This is a genomic window from Amycolatopsis sp. NPDC049252 (assembly GCF_043197175.1).
In the GTDB taxonomy this organism is placed as follows: domain Bacteria; phylum Actinomycetota; class Actinomycetes; order Mycobacteriales; family Pseudonocardiaceae; genus Amycolatopsis.
Map to the genome: position 1 here is coordinate 19,143 of NZ_JBICSQ010000061.1, position 16,713 is coordinate 35,855.

Annotated in this window: 19 protein-coding genes; 6 read left to right on the plus strand and 13 right to left on the minus strand. The window is 72.8% G+C overall.

Going from position 1 to position 16,713, the window contains the following annotated elements:
• Positions 1-25: 25 nt before the first annotated feature.
• A complete protein-coding gene (locus ACGFMK_RS37055) occupies positions 26-625 on the plus strand; it encodes a TetR/AcrR family transcriptional regulator (RefSeq protein WP_392773563.1) in 600 nt (199 codons plus the stop codon).
• Positions 622-1,239 (plus strand): enoyl-CoA hydratase/isomerase family protein, encoded by a 618-nt coding sequence (locus ACGFMK_RS37060; RefSeq protein WP_392773565.1) that lies wholly within the window; start codon positions 622-624, stop codon positions 1,237-1,239. The genes ACGFMK_RS37055 and ACGFMK_RS37060 overlap by 4 nt, the downstream gene beginning before the upstream one ends.
• A gap of 115 nt (positions 1,240-1,354) precedes the next feature.
• On the opposite strand, the gene ACGFMK_RS37065 is transcribed toward ACGFMK_RS37060, so the two are convergent.
• Both ACGFMK_RS37065 and ACGFMK_RS37070 read right to left on the minus strand, forming a co-directional pair.
• On the minus strand, positions 1,355-2,563 hold the full coding sequence (locus ACGFMK_RS37065; protein WP_392773567.1) for an RNA polymerase sigma factor: 1,209 nt from the start codon (positions 2,561-2,563) through the stop codon (positions 1,355-1,357).
• Between the two features lie 98 nt (positions 2,564-2,661).
• Complete coding sequence (locus ACGFMK_RS37070; protein WP_392773568.1) at positions 2,662-3,012, minus strand: YciI family protein; 351 nt, start codon at positions 3,010-3,012, stop codon at positions 2,662-2,664.
• Between the two features lie 91 nt (positions 3,013-3,103).
• Here ACGFMK_RS37070 and ACGFMK_RS37075 point away from each other — a divergent pair, with 91 nt between their 5' ends.
• From ACGFMK_RS37075 to ACGFMK_RS37085, 3 genes are read left to right on the plus strand one after another with little or no spacing between them, the layout of a single operon-like run.
• Entirely contained in the window at positions 3,104-3,574 is a 471-nt protein-coding gene (locus ACGFMK_RS37075; RefSeq protein WP_392773570.1) for a hypothetical protein, read from the plus strand.
• Positions 3,568-3,792, plus strand: coding sequence for a helix-turn-helix transcriptional regulator (locus tag ACGFMK_RS37080; protein WP_392773572.1), 225 nt, complete (start codon positions 3,568-3,570; stop codon positions 3,790-3,792). Before ACGFMK_RS37075 ends, ACGFMK_RS37080 begins: the two co-directional genes overlap by 7 nt.
• Positions 3,789-4,742: an NAD(P)-dependent alcohol dehydrogenase gene (locus tag ACGFMK_RS37085; protein ID WP_392773573.1), complete on the plus strand. Its 954-nt coding sequence runs from the start codon at positions 3,789-3,791 to the stop codon at positions 4,740-4,742. The genes ACGFMK_RS37080 and ACGFMK_RS37085 overlap by 4 nt, the downstream gene beginning before the upstream one ends.
• On the opposite strand, the gene ACGFMK_RS37090 is transcribed toward ACGFMK_RS37085, so the two are convergent.
• From ACGFMK_RS37090 to ACGFMK_RS37105, 4 genes are all read right to left on the minus strand, one after another.
• Positions 4,732-5,607, minus strand: coding sequence for a M48 family metalloprotease (locus ACGFMK_RS37090; protein WP_392773574.1), 876 nt, complete (start codon positions 5,605-5,607; stop codon positions 4,732-4,734). The genes ACGFMK_RS37085 and ACGFMK_RS37090 overlap by 11 nt on opposite strands.
• Positions 5,604-6,422, minus strand: coding sequence for an NAD(P)H-binding protein (locus tag ACGFMK_RS37095; RefSeq protein ID WP_392773576.1), 819 nt, complete (start codon positions 6,420-6,422; stop codon positions 5,604-5,606). Before ACGFMK_RS37095 ends, ACGFMK_RS37090 begins: the two co-directional genes overlap by 4 nt.
• Before the next feature lie 75 nt (positions 6,423-6,497).
• A complete protein-coding gene (locus ACGFMK_RS37100) occupies positions 6,498-6,863 on the minus strand; it encodes a YciI family protein (protein ID WP_392773578.1) in 366 nt (121 codons plus the stop codon).
• Positions 6,864-6,924: 61 nt separating this feature from the next.
• Complete coding sequence (locus ACGFMK_RS37105; RefSeq protein WP_392773580.1) at positions 6,925-8,328, minus strand: MFS transporter; 1,404 nt, start codon at positions 8,326-8,328, stop codon at positions 6,925-6,927.
• A gap of 25 nt (positions 8,329-8,353) precedes the next feature.
• Here ACGFMK_RS37105 and ACGFMK_RS37110 point away from each other — a divergent pair, with 25 nt between their 5' ends.
• Positions 8,354-8,785 carry a MerR family transcriptional regulator gene (locus tag ACGFMK_RS37110; RefSeq protein ID WP_392773581.1) on the plus strand — a complete coding sequence of 144 codons (432 nt, stop codon included), beginning with the start codon at positions 8,354-8,356 and terminating at the stop codon, positions 8,783-8,785.
• On the opposite strand, the gene ACGFMK_RS37115 is transcribed toward ACGFMK_RS37110, so the two are convergent.
• The 7 genes from ACGFMK_RS37115 to ACGFMK_RS37145 form a co-directional block, all read right to left on the minus strand.
• The gene (locus ACGFMK_RS37115; RefSeq protein ID WP_392773583.1) at positions 8,775-9,509 is read right to left on the minus strand and encodes a BPL-N domain-containing protein; all 735 of its coding nucleotides are present in this window, start codon (positions 9,507-9,509) and stop codon (positions 8,775-8,777) included. The genes ACGFMK_RS37110 and ACGFMK_RS37115 overlap by 11 nt on opposite strands.
• Positions 9,506-10,687 carry a heparan-alpha-glucosaminide N-acetyltransferase domain-containing protein gene (locus tag ACGFMK_RS37120; protein WP_392773585.1) on the minus strand — a complete coding sequence of 394 codons (1,182 nt, stop codon included), beginning with the start codon at positions 10,685-10,687 and terminating at the stop codon, positions 9,506-9,508. Before ACGFMK_RS37120 ends, ACGFMK_RS37115 begins: the two co-directional genes overlap by 4 nt.
• Positions 10,684-10,857 (minus strand): hypothetical protein, encoded by a 174-nt coding sequence (locus ACGFMK_RS37125; protein WP_392773587.1) that lies wholly within the window; start codon positions 10,855-10,857, stop codon positions 10,684-10,686. Before ACGFMK_RS37125 ends, ACGFMK_RS37120 begins: the two co-directional genes overlap by 4 nt.
• Positions 10,854-11,024, minus strand: a complete 171-nt coding sequence (locus ACGFMK_RS37130; protein WP_392773589.1) for a hypothetical protein — start codon at positions 11,022-11,024, stop codon at positions 10,854-10,856. Before ACGFMK_RS37130 ends, ACGFMK_RS37125 begins: the two co-directional genes overlap by 4 nt.
• A 113-nt stretch (positions 11,025-11,137) precedes the next feature.
• Complete coding sequence (locus ACGFMK_RS37135; protein WP_392773591.1) at positions 11,138-11,803, minus strand: BPL-N domain-containing protein; 666 nt, start codon at positions 11,801-11,803, stop codon at positions 11,138-11,140.
• Positions 11,800-12,591, minus strand: a complete 792-nt coding sequence (locus tag ACGFMK_RS37140; RefSeq protein WP_392773593.1) for a dimethylarginine dimethylaminohydrolase family protein — start codon at positions 12,589-12,591, stop codon at positions 11,800-11,802. Before ACGFMK_RS37140 ends, ACGFMK_RS37135 begins: the two co-directional genes overlap by 4 nt.
• Positions 12,588-16,553 carry a Pls/PosA family non-ribosomal peptide synthetase gene (locus tag ACGFMK_RS37145; RefSeq protein WP_392773594.1) on the minus strand — a complete coding sequence of 1,322 codons (3,966 nt, stop codon included), beginning with the start codon at positions 16,551-16,553 and terminating at the stop codon, positions 12,588-12,590. Before ACGFMK_RS37145 ends, ACGFMK_RS37140 begins: the two co-directional genes overlap by 4 nt.
• Positions 16,554-16,713 lie beyond the last annotated feature (160 nt).

Here is a 16,713-nt window from a genome sequence, read left to right on the forward strand (position 1 = left end):
GCACGTGTTCTGTTACCGTCGTGACATGCCCCGCCCCCGCGTCCACGACCTCGACGAGCTGCTCGACGTCGCCGAGCGGCTCGTCGCTTCGTCGGGATACGAGAACGTGACGGTGCGCGGTCTGGCCGCGGCCGCCGGCGTGCCGAACGGGACGATCTACCACGCGTTCGGCTCGCTCAGCGCGTTGCTGGCCCGGGTCTGGCTGCGCGCCGCGACGGCGTTCCTCGACCTCCAGACCGCGCACGTGGACCAGGCTTCCTCGCCGGTGGAAGCGGTCGTCGCGGCGGCCGACACGCCCGCGGTGTTCGTTTCGGTGCGCCCGGACGGGGCCCGGATGCTGCTGCGGGTCAAGGCGGACCGGTTGTTCGGGCCCGACCTGCCCGACGAGCTGGCGGACGCCCTGCACGCGCTGGACAAACGGCTGATCGCGCTGCTCGTGCGGCTCGCGCGCCTGGTGTGGGACCGCGGCGACGGCCTGGCCGTCGAGGTGATCACCACCTGCGTCGTCGACCTGCCCACCGCGTTCTTCCGGCGGGACATCACCGATCCCCTGGTACGGGAGAGGCTCGCCGCCGCGGTGCGGGCCGTGCTGACCGTGCCCCCTCGACAGAAGGACCGACCGTGACCGTTCTGCACCTGGGTGACGACGAAAACCGCTTCTCGCCGGACTGGCTGCAGCGCGTCCATTCCACTTTGGACGAAGTGGGTGACGTGCTGGTGACCACCGGCGGCGGCAAGTTCTATTCGAACGGCCTCGACCTCGACTGGCTGCTGGCGAACGGCGACCAGGCGGGCAAGTACGTCGCCGAGGTGCAGGAGCTGTTCGCCCGGATCCTGACGCTGCCGGTGCCGACGGTCGCCGCGGTCAACGGCCACGCGTTCGGCGCGGGCGCGATGCTCGCCATGGCGCACGACTTCCGCGTGATGCGCGCCGACCGGGGCTACTTCTGCTTCCCGGAGGCCGACATCAACATCCCGTTCACGCCGGGGATGGCGGCGCTGATCCAGGGCAAGCTGACGCCGTCGGCGGCGATCGCTTCCATGACCACCGGACGCCGCTTCGGAGGCGCGGACGCGCTCGCTTTGGGCTTGGTGGACGAGATCGCTTCGGAAGGCGACGTGGTGAAGGTGGCTTCGGACCGCGTCGCCGCCTTGGCGGGCAAGGACCCGGGCACCCTGGGCGCGATCAAGGCGACGATGTTCGCCCCGGCCGTGACAGCCCTGCGCACCCCGGCTTAGCCCTCCGGCCCCCGGTATCCAGCTTACCGGCGGCCACCGACAGTCCGGTGGGCTCGTCCCGGCTTGAAGGCCGTGAATGTCGCATTGAGGGACTTAGAGTCCCTTAATGCGACATTCACGGCCTTGAGCATTCGGTGAGGCGGCGGCGTAGGTGGGCGCGCTCCGGTTCCGTGCCTGCCAGGGCCAGGGCGTCCCGGTAGGCCGCCGCCGCTTCCGGTAGGCGGCCCAGGCGGCTGAGCAGCTCGCCTCGTGCCGCCGGGAACGGGGCGTAGGACTGCAGGCGGGGTTCGCCGGCCAGGGTGTCGAGGAGGGCCAGGCCCGCGGCCGGGCCGTCGCGCATGGCCACCGCCACCGCGCGGTTCAGCTCGATCACCGGGGACGGGGCCAGGCCGAGCAGGACGTCGTACAGCCCGACGATCTGCGGCCAGTCCGTGCCCGCCACGTCCGGTGCCTCGTCGTGCAGCGCCGCGATCGCCGCCTGGACGCCGTACAGCCCCGGTGCGCCGCCGGAGAGGGCGACGAGAACCAGTGCGGCTCCCTCCTCGATCATCGCGCGGTCCCAGCGGGCGCGGTTCTGGTCGTCGAGCAGCACCAAGGTGCCGTCGCGGCCGGTTCGGGCGTCGCGGCGGGCGTGGACCAGCAGCATCAGTGCCAGCAGGCCCGCGACCTCGCGCTCCGCGGGCAGCAGCCGGCGCAGGATCCGGGCCAGCCGGATCGCCTCCTCGGCCAGGTCCAGGCGCTGCAGGTCCGGACCCGAACTGGCCGCGTACCCCTCGGTGAAGATCGAGTAGACGACCTGCAGCACCCCCGGCAACCGGCCGGGCAGCTCACCGGCGTCCGGGACCCGGAACGGGATCCGGGCCGTGCGGATCCGGTTCTTCGCCCGCACGATCCGCTTGCCCATCGTCGCGCTGGGCACCAGGAACGCGCGCGCCACCTCCGGGGTGGTCAGCCCGGCGAGGCAGCGCAGGGTCAGCGCCGTGCGGTCCTCCGCGGGCAGCGCCGGGTGGGCGCAGGTGAAGAACAGCTGGAGCCGCTCGTCCGGCAGCTCGCCGTCCGGCGACGGGGCGGGCGCCGCGCGGTCGGCCTCGACCTGCAGCACCGCGAGCCGGGCCGCGTAGGCCTGGTCGCGACGCAGCCGGTCGACGGCCTTGCGCCGCGCCGTCGTCATCAGCCAGGCGCCCGGCTTCGGCGGCACGCCGTCGACGGGCCAGTGCGTCAGCGCCGCCTCGATCGCCTCCGACGTCACCTCTTCGGCCAGGTCGAGGTCGCCGAACCGGCGGACGAGCGCGGCCAGCAGCAGGCCACGCTCCTCCCGGAACACCGCCTCGATTGTCAGCCGGGGCTCCGCCCCGGGCCGGGGGCTCCGCCACCCGGAGCCCCCGAAAGCCTCAGACGACGCGTCCGCCGGCCCCGGCACCGTCAGTCCCCGTAGGACGCGAGCGGCCGGACGACGATCGAGCCGCCGTCGCGGGCGCCCGGGCAGCGCGCCGCCCATTCGAGCGCGACGTCGAAGTCCGGCACGTCGACGACGAAGTAGCCGCCGAGCACCTCCCGCGACTCGGCGAACGGCCCGTCGGTGACGATCCGCTCGCCGCGCTCGTCGACGCGGACCGCGGCGGCGGTGGTGAAGTCGGCGAGCGAGTTCCCGTGGACGTGGACCCCGGCGTCCTTCATGGTCTTGTCGAACAGCATCCAGTCCTCGGGCGTGCTGCAGCCGGTGGGCGCGCCGTCGGCGTCGAGCGAGGCATTGATCAGCATCAGGTACTTCATGGTGTTCCTCCGTCGGGTCGTGCTCGGTTGCCGTACGCCACCACTACGAACGGCCCGCGGCGCCTTGGACACTCTCGCCGGAGATTTTCGCATGTCAAGAATCTTTGACTTGATGTTCGGTTTGTTTTACTTTGAGGAGGTGACGCACGAAGAGAAGCGAGCTTGGATCCTGGGGATCGCCGCGATCGCGAGCTACGCGGTCTACCTCGCGGTGATCCTCGGCCGGGCCGGCGGACGCCCGCTGGCCGAAGTCCCCTACGTCGCCGTGCTGCTGTGGGCGGTCGGCGCGTCGATCGTGGTCTCGATCGTGGCGAGCATCCTCGCCGCGATGCTCTCGAAGGACAGCGGGAAGGACCAGCGCGACCGCGAGATCGGCCGGTTCGGCGAGTACGTCGGCCACTCGTTCGTCGTCATCGGCGCCGTCGCGGCGCTGCTGCTGGCGATGGCCGAAGCGCCGCACTTCTGGATCGCCAACGCCGTCTACCTGTGCTTCACGCTCTCGGCGATCCTCGGGTCGGTCGCCCGGATCGTCGCGTACCGCCGGGGTTTCCAGCCGTGGTGAAACCGACCCGCGTCACGAATTCGCTCCGCGCCCTCCGCTTCGCGAACGGCCAGATGACCCAGGCCGACCTCGCCGCCCGGCTCGGCGTCACCCGCCAGACCGTCATCGCGATCGAGCAGGGCCGCTATTCGCCTTCGCTCGAGGTGGCGTTCCAGATCGCGCACGTGTTCGGCGTCCCGCTCGAAGAAGTGTTCCAGTACCCGGAGGAGTCCCCGTGAAGGCCATCGTCCAAGACCGCTACGGCAGCCCTGACGTCCTCGAGTTCCGCGACGTCGCGAGACCGGCGCCCGGCGCCGGCGACGTCCTCGTGCGGGTGCACGCGGCCGGCGTCGACCCGGGCGTCTGGCACCTGACCACCGGACAGCCGTATCTGTTGCGCCTGCTGGGTTTCGGGCTGCGCGCGCCGAAGCTCCCGGTGCGCGGCCTCGACTTCGCGGGCACGGTCGAGGAAATCGGTGACGGCGTCACGCGATGCCGTCCGGGTGACGAGGTGTTCGGCACGTGTGACGGCGCCTTCGCCGAGTACGCCGTCGCGCGGGAGAACCTCGTCGCGGCGAAACCCGCCCGGTTGTCGTTCGAGCAGGCGGCGGGCGTCGCGGTCTCGGGCTGCACCGCGCTCCAGGCCCTGCACGACGTCCGGCCGGAGCAGCGCGTCCTCGTGATCGGCGCGGCCGGTGGTGTCGGCTCGTTCGCGGTGCAGCTGGCCAAGCACTTCGGCGCGGAAGTGACGGCCGTCTGCAGCACGGCGAAGACGGACCTGGTCCGCACGCTCGGCGCGGACCACGTCGTCGACTACACCCGCGAAGATTTCACGACCCGGCAGTACGACCTGATCCTCGACACCGCCGGGCTGCGTTCCCTGAAGCACCTGCGCCGGGCGCTGACCCCGCGCGGCACGCTCGTGATCGTCGGCGGCGAGGGCGGCCGCTGGCTCGGCGGCATCCAGCGCGTGTTCCGGGCCGCGCTGCTGAACCCGTTCGTGCGGCACCAGTTGAAGGGTCTCATCTCCGCGGTCCGCGGCGCGGATCTCGAAGTACTCCGGGAGACGATCGAAGCCGGCCGTCTGACGCCGGTGCTCGACCGGACCTACCCGCTCGCCGACGCCGTCGCCGCCCTCGGCCACGTCCGCGCGGGGCACGCGGCGGGCAAGGTCGTGCTCACGGTCTGACGCCGTGCTCCTTCAGCCGCTTGATCCGGTCGATGTGGGCCGGGTGCCCGGCCAGCAGCCGGGTCCACGGCCGCCGCTCGTCACCGCGGTGCAGCGTGATCCACTCCTTCAGCAACGCGATCAGCTCCGGGCCGTAGCCCAGCCGCGCCGCCATCAGGTCGGCCCGGTACTCGCCGAGCCGTTTCGACCAGGCGAGCACCGGGCCGAGCAGCGGCGCCAGCAGCAGCCACGGGTCGAGGAACGCGAGCGCGGTGAGGATTCCCAGGCTCAGCAGCACGGTGACGAGCACGGCCACCGCCCGCCCGAAGGCCGCGAACGCGCGCCCGACGTACGGCACGACCAGGGCGAGCAGCCGGACGAGCCGGGTCAGGATCCGGGCCGGGAGCTCCAGCCACCAGATCAACAGCGAGATCCGCGTGTGCCCGGCGAGGTGGTGGCCGAGCTCGTGCGCCAGGATCGCCTCCAGGCTCGGCGGCGGCAGGTCGAGCGCGGTCCGCGTCACCGCGACGGTCCGGCCGCCGGCGGCGAAGGCGTTCAGCTCGTGGGACCGCTCGACCCACAACCGGTACCGGCCGCCGTCGACGCCCGCGGCCGCGCAGACCGCCTGCCAGCAGGGGGTCAGCCGGGCCAGCTCGCGCGCGGTCGGCGAGCGCATCCCGAACACCGGCGGCAGCAGGAAGTGCTCGAACGCGGGCACGAACGTGATCGCCCCGGCCACCACCCACCCGGCGGGCGGCACCCAGAAGTACGGCGGCCAGGCGAGCTTCCCGATCAGGGCCAGCACGAGCAGGCTGCTCGCGACGACGGGCACGGAAAGCACGATGCCCAGCACCGCCGAGAGGTCCGGCCGCTTGCCCGGGCTCAACGGAACGCGTCGGCGTGCGCCGCGGCCCAGTCGGCGAACGTCCGCGCCGGGCGGCCCGTCACCTCGGGGACCGCCGGGTGGACCGTCGCTTCGTCGAGCGCGCCCTCGACGTAGAAGTTCCAGAACGCCTCGACGTACTCGCGCGGCATGCTCGCCTCGAGCTCGGCGCGTGTCTCGTCGTTCGTCAGGCCCACGCAGCGCAGGTCCCGGCCGAGCACCCCGGCCAGCACCGCGACCTGGTCGGCGGGCCGCAGCGCCGCCGGGCCGGTCAGGTCGAGGATCTCGCCGTCGTGGCCGCCCGCCAGAGCTTTGACGGCGACCGCGGCGATGTCGAACGGGTCCACACACGCGACCAGGACGTCCGGGAACTGCGCGCGGATCGTGTCCCCCTCGCGCAGCTGCGGCAGCCAGCGCAACGCGTTGGACGAGAAGGCGCGCGGCCGCAGGAACGTCCAGGCCAGGCCCGAAGCCCGCACCGCGCGTTCGGACCGCGTCATGTACGCGGAGACGGCGTTGCCGAGGTCTTCCAGCTCGGCCGAGCCGCCGGACAGCAGCACGATCCGGTGCACGCCGGCGTCGCGGGCCCGGTCGAGGATCTCGTCCGGGTAACCCGAAAGCAGGAAGATCCCTTCGACGCCCTTCAGCGCGTCACCCAGGCTGCCCGGCTCGTTGAGATCACCGACGGCGGCTTCGGCGCCGTCGGGGAGCGGGGTCTCCGGCCGCCGCACCAGCGCGCGGACCGGTGCACCCGCCCTCGCGAGTGCGGAAACCAGTTCGGCGCCGACGTTTCCGGTCGCGCCGGTGACCAAGAACATGAGCCCTCCCCAGGTGTCCCGGGGAGAGTACTGCCGTCCGGCGGCGGGCGGAACCGCTCGCCGCCGGACACGGCGTCAGCCCGGGATCTCGTCGAACTCGACGACCTGGCGCACCTCGACCTCGATCTCGGCGTCGAACAGCTCGACGTAGGACTTCGCGAACTCGACGGCGTCGGCCCGGTCCTCGGCGTTGATCAGCGCGAACCCGCCGATGACCTCCTTGGCCTCGGCGAACGGGCCGTCGGTGACGCGGATCGCCGCGCCGCGCGGCTTGCGCACGAGCGCGCCCTTCTCCGAGGGGTGGACGCCCTCCGCCGTGATCAGGCGGCCGTTCTCCGCCGACTCCTGGATGAACGCGCCCATCTTCTCGATGAACTCCGGGCTGGGGTTCCAGGCCTCGGGGACGCTCTCGTCGAGGCGGTGCATCATGAGGAAACGCATGGCTGACTCCCTGGTGTTCTCGGCCGTGGTCCGGTTCGTTCCCGGACGCGACGATCGGCCTTCACCCCCGCGTCGATCGGCCGCTCGCGGCGTTCGACATTTCTCCGGGGAGATTTTTCCCGGAGATTATCCCGGCGCGCGCCACGGCGCCGGTGCCGGTGCTGACCAGGGCCAGCACGACGAGACCGGCGCCGAGCCCGGCCACCACCCAGCCCACGCCGGGCACCGCGCCGGCGATGGCGACCCCCAGGGTGGTGCCGGTCTGGCGCCCGGTCGAGGCCAGCGACGCCGCCACGCCCGCCATCGACGCCGGCATCCCGGCCATCGCGGTGTTCGTGATCGGCGGGTTGACCGTGCCGAGGAACAGCCCGAACAGCAGGGCGACCGCGAGCACCACGGCCAGCGGGGTGGCCGGCCCGAGCCACGCCGACGCGGCGCCGCCCAGCGCGAGCGCGATCCCGGCCACGACCAGCGGCAGCCGCGGCCCACGCGTGCCGACCAGCCGTCCGGTGACCGGAGACAGCACCAGGACCAGCGCCCCGACCGGGAGCAGGCACAACCCGGCGTCCAGCGCCGACAGGCCGCGGACGTCCTGGAGGTACTGCGTCGTCACGAACAGGAACGCGCCGAAGCCGCAGAGGGCGAAGACCGCCATCACGATCGCCGCGCTGAACGGCACACTGCGGAACAGCCGCAGCTCCAGCAGCGGGTCGGCGCGTCGCGGCTCGTGGACGAGGATCCCGGCGACGCCGAGCGCGGCCGCGGCGAGCAGGCCGAGGACCACCGGCGACGACCAGCCGAGGTCCCGCGACGCGATGATCGCGGAGACGACGCAGCCGAGCACGACCACCACGAGAACCTGGCCGACGGGATCGAACCGGCGGGCGCGCGGCGCGCGGGACTCGGGCACGGCCAGCGTGGTGGCCACGATCGCGGCAACGGCGATCGGGACGTTGACCCAGAAGACCGCGCGCCAGCCGAACCCGTCGACGAGCACCCCGCCGAGGATCGGCCCGAGCACCAGGGCGAGCCCGGACATCGCGCCGAACACGCCGATGGCGCGGGCCCGCTCGGCCGGCGCGGGGTAGGTGGTGGCGACGATGGCCATCGCGACCGGGTTGAGCATCGTGCCGCCGACGGCCTGCAGGGCCCGCGCCGCGATCAGCCACCCGATGCCCGGCGCCAGGCCGCACAGCAGCGACCCGGCACCGAAGACGGCGAGCCCGAGGGTGAAGACCCGCTTGCGGCCGAAGCGGTCGGCCGTCGACCCGGCGAGCACGAGGAACCCGGCCAGCACCAGCGTGTAGGCGTCGACGGTCCACTGCTGCCCGGCCAGGGAGGCGTGCAGGTCACGGCGGATCGACGGGAGGGCGACGTTGACGATGGAGATGTCCATCACCACGAGGACGATGCTGACGCAGCAGATCGCCAGCACCAGCCCCCGGTTGGCGGTCGGAGTGTTCATGGTTTCCGACGGTAGGATTTAGAGCGTGCTCGAAGTCAACGCTGCGCCCATCCCGGCGGCCGGACTGACGAACGCCGACGCGGCCCGCCGCACCGGCGTCAGCGCGCACACGCTGCGCTACTACGAACGAGCCGGCCTGGTGGTGACCCGCGTCGACCGCACGTCCGGTGGCCGCCGCCGCTACCGGAAGCTGGACCTGGACTGGATCACGGTCTGCACCCGCCTGCGCGCGACGGGCATGCCGATCAGGACGATCCGTGAGTACGCGGAGCTGGTGGCGGCCGGGCGCGGCAACGAGAAGGACCGGCTGGAGCTGATGGAGGCCCACCGCGCCGAGGTGCTGGCCAAGCTGGCCGAGTTGCAGGAGAACCTGCAGCTGATCGACCACAAGATCGACGTCTACCGGGGCCGCCTCGAAGCCGGGGACGCGGATCAGCTCTGGGCGCCTAGGGGCTGAGCGTCCGGTCCACCAGCTGGAGCCCGAGGTCCGGCGTCACGCCGTCCGGATTCGCCACGCGCAGGTCGCGGTACCACGACTCCGGCGCCTCCGGGTGCGGGCCGACCACGCCGACCCGGCCTTTTCCGTACGGCGTGACCAAAGCGGCGATCTTGTCGTTCGTGTAGCGCGCCAGCACGGTCGCTGGTGACCCGGAACGCAGGACGAAGTCCGGGCCGTCCTGGAAGTACATCCGACGGCGTTGCCCCTGCCAGTCGACCGGGATCACCGTGTCCCGGGTCGAGCGCACCTCCGCGCCCGACGTGGCGATGTACTGCTCGGTGTCGCCCGGCAGCAGGCTGAACCCCGGGGTCGCGCCCGCCAGGTAACCGCCCAGGCAGAACCCGAGGTAACGCCCGCCGCCGCGGACGTAACCCGTGATCACGTCGGCGTAGTGGCGCATCACGCGCCAGCCGTCGTCGAGGCTGCCGCCGCCCGGCTGGGCGTACACCGCCGCCGTCGCCAGGGACTGCGTGGTCAGCTGGATGTTTTCGTCCGGGCCGCAGAACTCGACGCGCATGCGGCTGCGCAGCAGGTCCGCGACGGCGTCCGAGCAGGCGCCGGTCGACGCCTTCCCGCGGTAGACCAGCGCCAGCGGCCGGGTGTCCGGGCCAGGGCCACCGCACGCGGCCAGCAACCCGGCCGCCACGGCGCCCGTCAGGACCAGCCGGCGCGAGACCGTCACGTCGCGACCTGCAGCCGCGGTTCGGGCGCCACCCACCGCTTCGCCCGCGTGGCCAACGCCGTGACCAGGGCTTCCAGCGGGCCCTTCCCGGCCGTCGCGCGCCAGGCCAGGCCCACCACCAGGACCCCGGCTACCTGCAGCGCGTAGCCGACGCCGGAGGTGTAGACGTCGTAGTCGGAGTTCAGGAACATGATGTGGGCGGTGTAGAAGGTGAGCGTCATGCTCCCGGCCGCCGCGAGCGGCGCGAAAACGACCTTCGCCACCCGCAGGCGGCCGAGCAGGAGCAGCAGGCCGAGCAGGGCCATCGCCGCGCCGGTGGTGCCGACCAGGTCGGGTGCGGTGCCGGTGTGCGGGCCGTCGACCGCGAGCCACCAGGCGGTCGACGTCGGGGTCGTGCCGTCGCCGCCCAGGTTGAGCAGCTCGGTGGTCTCCGGCGCGGTCAGGACGCTGCCGGGCTGCGCGGCCCAGATCGCGGCCAGGCCGCCGAAGCGGTTCAGCAGCACCCACGACACCGCCGCGGCGCCGACGGCCATCGTGACCCCGGTGACCAGCAGCGTGACCGCCACCTTGACGCGGCTGAGCGTCAGCCGCCCGATCACGATCCCCGCGCACAGGTAGGCCGTCCACGCGAGCGCCGGGTACTCCCCCGTCAGCGACAGCTCGGTCAGCAGCCGCACGGGATGCTCTGCGGCGTAAGCGAAACCGTTGTTCAGCAGGGTCGGCTCGGGCAGGTGCGGCTGCAGCAGGTGGGTCAGCGGCGGGACCCCGGCCACCACCGCCACGCCGACCGCGGCGACGGCCCAGCTCGGCAGGAGCACCAGCGGGATCGCGAGCAGGAACAGCACCGCGTAGTACGGCAGGATGACGACGGCGAGCTCGGCGTCGGTGTACCCGAGCGCGAGGCCGATCACGCCGATCGCCAGGCCGCGCACGGCCAGCATCGCCGCGGTGGGCCCGAAATCCACCCGCGCCACCCGGCGGCGTCCGGTCATGAACGCGATCCCGAGCCCGGCCAGCACGGCGAACGTCGCGGCCGCGCGGCCGCCGAAGATCGCGAACGCCGTGGACGGGTGCCCCGGCGAGCTTTCCTCGATCAGGGAGTGCACGGCCATCATGCCGAGCAGCGCGATCCCGCGCGTCGCGTCGACGGCGGTCAGGCGGACCTTGGCCGCGGTCATCGAGCCACCACCGAACCCACGAGGTCGCGGCCGTAGCGCAGCGAACGCGGCCGAAGACCACCGCCGAGGTACCAGCCCCGGGCGGCTCCCGCGTGCGGCCCGACGATGCCGAGCAGCGCGATCCCGCGCGTCGCGTCGACGGCGGTCAGGCGGACCTTGGCCGCGGTCATCGGGCCACCACCGAATCCACCAGGCCGCGGCCGTAGCGCAGAAGTGGTGACCGGAGATTGCCGTCGGCATGCCAATCGCGGGCGGCTTCCGGGTGCGGCCCGACGCCGAGCAGCGCGATCCCGCCGGTCGCATCGACGGCCGTCAGGCGGACCTCGGCCGCGGTCATCGCGCCATCACCGAATCCACCAGGTCGCGGCCGTAGCGCAGGAGCGGCGACCGGAGACCGCCGTCGGATCCCCCGGGTCGCGTCAACAGCCGTCAAGCGGACCTTCGCCGCCGTCATCGGGCCATCACCGAGTCCACCAGGTCGAGCCCGAGATCATGGCCGTACCGCAGCAACGGCGGCCGGAGACCGCCGTCGGCGTACCAGTCCCGGGTCGCCTCCGGGTGCGGCCCGACGACGCCGACCCGCCCGGCCCCGAACGGCGCGACCAGCGCGGCGACCGTGCCGTTCGAATAGGTGGCCAGTACGTCGGCGGCGTCCGGCCGTTCGAGCAGGAACACCGGGCCGTCCTGGAAGTAGAGCCGCCGGCCGCGGCCCCGCCAGCGGACCTTCACGACGGTGTCGTCGTCGTGGTCGACGGTCGCGCCCTCGGTGTCGATGTAGCGGTCGGTGTCGCCGGGCAGCAGGCCGAACCCCGGCGTCGCGCCGGCGAGGTACCCGCCCAGGCAGAACCCGAGGTACCGCCCGCCGCCCTCGACGAAGGCGCGGATGTCGTCGCGGTGGCGGCGCAGCTTCCGGTACGCGCTCCCGAGCGTGCCGCCGCCCGGCTGGGCGTACAGCGCGGCCCCGGCCAGGGCGGCCGCGCCGACCTTGAACTTCTCGTCCGGGCCGGCGAACCGGACGTCGAAACCGTGCTTGCTGGCGCGAAGCAGGTCGGCGACGGCCTCGGGGCAGCCGGGCAGGGTCGCGGGCCCGCGGTAGACCAGGGCGAGCGGCCTCACGGGTTGCCCAGCGTCAGGGCCGTGCAGCGCACGCCGCCCCCGCCCTTGCGCAGCTGGGCCGTCGCCAGTTCGACGACGGTCAGCCCGCGCTCCCGCAGGGCACCGGCCAGTTCCGGGACGCCGCTGGTCATGGTGACCGTGGCGCCGTCGCTCACGAGGTTCAGTGCGAAGGCTTCCGCCTCGGCCTCGCTGACCTCGATCAACGTCCCGCCCAGCTCCCGCAACCGGGCCTGGCTCGGCTCGTCGAGCGCGGCCGGGCAGTACGCGAGCACGTCCGGCGCGACGACGGCGACCGCGAGATCCAGGTCGTACCAGCGCGGCCCGGTCGTGCGCAGTGGCACGATCTCGTAACCGAGGGCATCCGCGACGACGTCGTGCGCGCGGGGGTCGGTGCGCTGCCCGTACCCGGCCAGCAAGAGGTCGCCGTACGCCAGCGCGTCACCCTGGCCGCTGAACGCGTACGGGCTTTCCACGACGTCGAAACCGTTGGTGCGGAACCATTCCCGGTGGTACGGCGTCTCGGCGCGCCGCTCCGGCGGCAGGTTCGCCAGCACGGCGCGGCGGCCGCGGACGACGGCGGCGTTGGCCGTGTAGACCATGTCCGGGCACTCCGGCGCGGCGTCGAGGAACTCGACCTTGCGCCCGGCGGCCAGGTGCGCCGCCACGAGCGCGTCGTGCTCGACGACGGCGGCCGCGGGGTCGGGCTGGACGGCCGTGTCCATGTACGGGTTGATCTCGTAGTCGACGCGGAAGTGCCGGGCGTCCGACATCAGGAGCGTGGTGTTCACGCCGGGAGTCCTTTCGCCGTCAAGAGTTGGGCGGGGATGCCGCGCCAGGAGGTGCGCGAGCCGAGGTGCTCGCCTTTCATGAGCAGTGACAGCGACCCCAGAGACACGCCGTCGCCGACGACCGCGTCGTAGAGGACGATCGCGCGGGTGCCGACGGTCGCGCCGTCGCCGACCGTGACGACCGACATCTTCATCACCCGGTCCTCGAACAGGTGCGTCTGCAGCGAGACCTCGGTCCCGATCGTGGCGTCGTCGCCGACGCGCACCAGGTCGAACTCGGTCAGGTAGGTGGTGCCGAGCCACGTCCGCCGCCCGATCCGGGCACCGAACCAGCGCAGCAGCGGCGGCAGCATCGGCGTGCCGACGAGCATCCCGAGCCCGGCCGGGACGGCGGCCGACTCGTAGAGCCCGGTGACGAATTCGCTACGCCGCACGAACGGGCTCCACAGCGGTTCGACCCGCGGGGTGTACTCCCCGATTACGTTGCGTTTCGTCGCCGCGCAGAACCCGATCACGCCGAGCCCGGACGCCATCGCGACCAGCGGGGAGACCAGGGCGGGCACCGGCAGGTCGCGGCCGAACGCGAGCCCGGACAGGGTCAGCAGGAACAGGTAGAAGCTCAGGGCGAGCAGGGACGCGGGCAGCGTGGCGCGCGCGAACTCGATGGCCAGCCGCCGCCGGACCACGCGGCGCGGCGGCCGGAACGTCTGCTCCTCCGGGAAGTCGCCGCTGTCCTGCCGTCGCGGCAGGTGCATCGCGGGCGAGCCGAGCCACGACGAATCCCCCGGCACGTGCTGTCCCGGCGGCACCGTGCCGACGCCGACCAGCGACCCCTCCCCCAGCTCCGTGCCGGCCGGCACGACCGAGGCGTTGCCGACGAACGCGCGCCGGCCGACGTCGGTGGTGAGGAAGGCGACCCGGCCGCGGGCGAACGTCGCCGCGCCGACGGTGGCCATGTCGGCGACGAAGCTTTCGCTGCCCAGTGTGAGCAGGTCCGGGTCCAGGTGCCCGGCCGTGGACACCTCGGCACCGCGGCCGACCCGCGCGCCGAGCAGCCGCAGCCACGGGACGGTGTAGAGCGTGGCGTACAGCGAGTTCGTGAAGGTCAGGCTGAACTCGAGGAGCTTGTCCGCGACCCACTTGCGCACCCCGAGCCCGGACCGGACGGGGTGGACCCCGACCGGCGTCGACGGCAGCACGAGACGCCGTCCGGCCGCGACGACCGCGCAGACCGTCACCACGAAGACCGGCCCGGCCAGCAGCGTCGCCACCACCCCGGCGAGCACGCCCCAGCCGAGCAGCGCCCACCACACCAGCGCCACGCTCGGCAGGATCAGGCAGATCGCGCCGACCTCGAGCGCGCCGAGTCCCAGCAGCGTCAGCAGGATCTGGTGGAACCGCCAGCCGCGCGCCACCGGCGTTTCGCCCAGCATGTTCTCGACCGCGGGCGAAAGCGCGTCGACGCGCTCCGGCGGCGAACCCGACCACCGCTGGCCCTCGGGAACGGTCTCACCGCGGCCGAGCATCGACTGCTCGGCCAGCGCGGCGTCCGCCCCGACCGAAGAACCCGGCTCCAGCACGGCGTTCGCCCCGACGAACGCGCGGTCGCCGACCGTGATCTCGCCGACGGTGACCCAGCCGTCTTCGACCCGCCACGGCCGCAGCACCGCGCCGTAGCCGATCGCGGCGTCGTCCCCGATGCGCACCAGGGACGGCAGCGACACCGAGCTGCTGGCGATCACCGCGCGCTTGCCGACGCGGGCGCCGAGCAGCCGCAGGTACAGCGGCATCAGCCCGGATCCGCTCACCACCGGCAGCGGCCCGACGCTCAGCAGCAGGTCCAGCGTCCACAGCCGCAGGTACGTCGGGCCCCACAGGCGGTAGCGGCCGGGCCGGATGCCGGCCGAGAGCGGCCGGACGAGCACCAGCGGCACCAGCCAGCGGACGCCGAGGTAGCTGACCAGGATCGCGACCAGCAGCTGGGCGAGGACCGGGACCGAGACGTCACCGTTGTTCCAGGTGTAGACGTAGGCGACCGGCAGCGTGATCACCAGCAGCAGGAGGTAGATCACCGCGGTCTGCACGGAACCGGCGGCCGCGATCCGGCGCGTGCGGTGCCGCAACGGTTCGTAGCGCGGTTCCCCGACCGGCGCCGCCGCGGGTTTTCCCAGGTGCGCGGCGAGATCCCGGACCCGAGGGTGGGCGTACAGGTCGCGCACGGCGATCCCGGCGCCGGCGTCGTGCTCGCGCAGCCGCGAGACGACGGTCGCGGCGAGCAGCGAGTGGCCGCCCAGGTCGGTGAAGAAGTCCGCGGTGACCGAAAGGTCTTCCGGCGCCATGGCGAACGCTTCCGCCCACACCCGGGCGAGCAGCTCCTCGGTGTCACCCTCCGGCGCGACGACCGGGCCGTCCAGCGTCCGCTTCCGCCCTTCGGGCACCGGCAGCTCGCGGCGGTCGACCTTGCCGCTCGGCATCATCGGCAGCACCGGGAGCGTCACGAAGAAGCCCGGCACCATGTAGGCGGGCACCTGCTCGCGCAGGGTTTCCCGCAGCCGCCGGAACAGCTCCCTCTCGTCTTCGTCCGAAGTGGACACCACGTAGCCGACGAGCTCGGGCGCGCCGGGCGTCACCTCGACCATCGCCGCGGCGGCCGCGGACACGCGCGCGTCGGCCAGCATGACGCTCTCGATCTCGCCGAGGTCGACGCGGTGGCCGCGGATCTTGACCTCGGCGTCGGCGCGGCCCAGGTACTCGATTTCCCCGTTGTCCCAGCGCTTTCCGAGGTCGCCGGTGCGGTAGACGCGCTCGCTGCGGTAGTCGAAGAACTTGTCCGCCGTCAGCTCCGGGCGGCCGACGTACCCCTTCGCGACGCCGGGGCCGCCGATGCAGATCTCGCCGACTTCACCGTCCGGCACCGGGCGGCGGTCGTCGTCGAGCAGGACGACGGTGTAGGTCGGCACGGGCACGCCGATGGTGACCGGCCGGCCCGGGAGCAGCTCGCACCAGGTGGCGGTGACGGTGGCTTCGGTGGGGCCGTAGGTGTTGAGGATGCGGCGGCCCGGTCTCGCCCAGCGGTCGACCAGCTGGCGCGGGCAGGCCTCCCCGCCCACGAGCAGGTTGCGCAGCACCGGCAGCTCGTGCGGGATGGTCGCCAGCAGCGTCGGCACGCAGTACAGCACGGTGATCCGGCGCTCGGTGAGGAACTCGGCCAGCTCGGCGCCGAGGCGCCGGGAGTCCTCCGGGCCGGCCACCAGCGTCGCCCCGACCGCCCAGGTCGGCCAGATCTCCTCGATCGAGAAGTCGAACGAGATCGTCATGCCCTGGTAGACGCGGTCGTCCGGGCGCACGTCGTAGAGCTCCGGCACGACGTCGAGGAAGTTGCGGATGCTGCGCTGCGCGACCTCGACGCCCTTCGGCCGGCCGCTCGAGCCGGAGGTGTAGATGATGTACGCGCTCGGGTCCGGGTCGAGCAGGTCGTCCTCGCGCAGGTCCGGGCGGTCGTCGCGGCCGCCGCCGGGCACGTCGGCGAGGTCGAGCACCGGGCAGGCGGCGTCCCCGGTGCGCCCGGCGAGCGAGGCCGTCGTCAGGAGCAGGTCGGCCCGCGAGTCCTCGGTGATGTAGGCGATCCGGTCCGCGGGCGAAGCCGGGTCGATCGGCACGAAGACCCCGCCGGCCTTGCCGATACCCAGCAGGCAGACGTAGGTGTGCGCACTGCGCTCGACGAGGATCGCGACGCGGGCCCCACGCCGGACGCCGGAAGCGCGCAGGTGGTGGGCGAGCCGATTGGCCCGGCGATCCAATTCCGCGTAACTCAGCTCATCGTCGCCGACTTCGACGGCGATGGCGTCCGGAACACGATCGGCGGTGTGTTCGAAAACGTGGTGCATCCGCCGGATCGGTTCGCTCACCCGCGCGGAGGACCGGGTCGCGATCGCCGGATCGGACGTCAAGCCCGTGAACACCACCGAACACCCTCCCCAAGACACCAAGCCCGCCATCACCCGAACGGCGACGGTCATCGGCGACGAACTGCGACATACGGTGCAGTCCATTCACCCGTTGGTATGGCATCCATGTTTCACGGAGGGAACGATGTTGGCAACTCACCCACGGTGACATAAC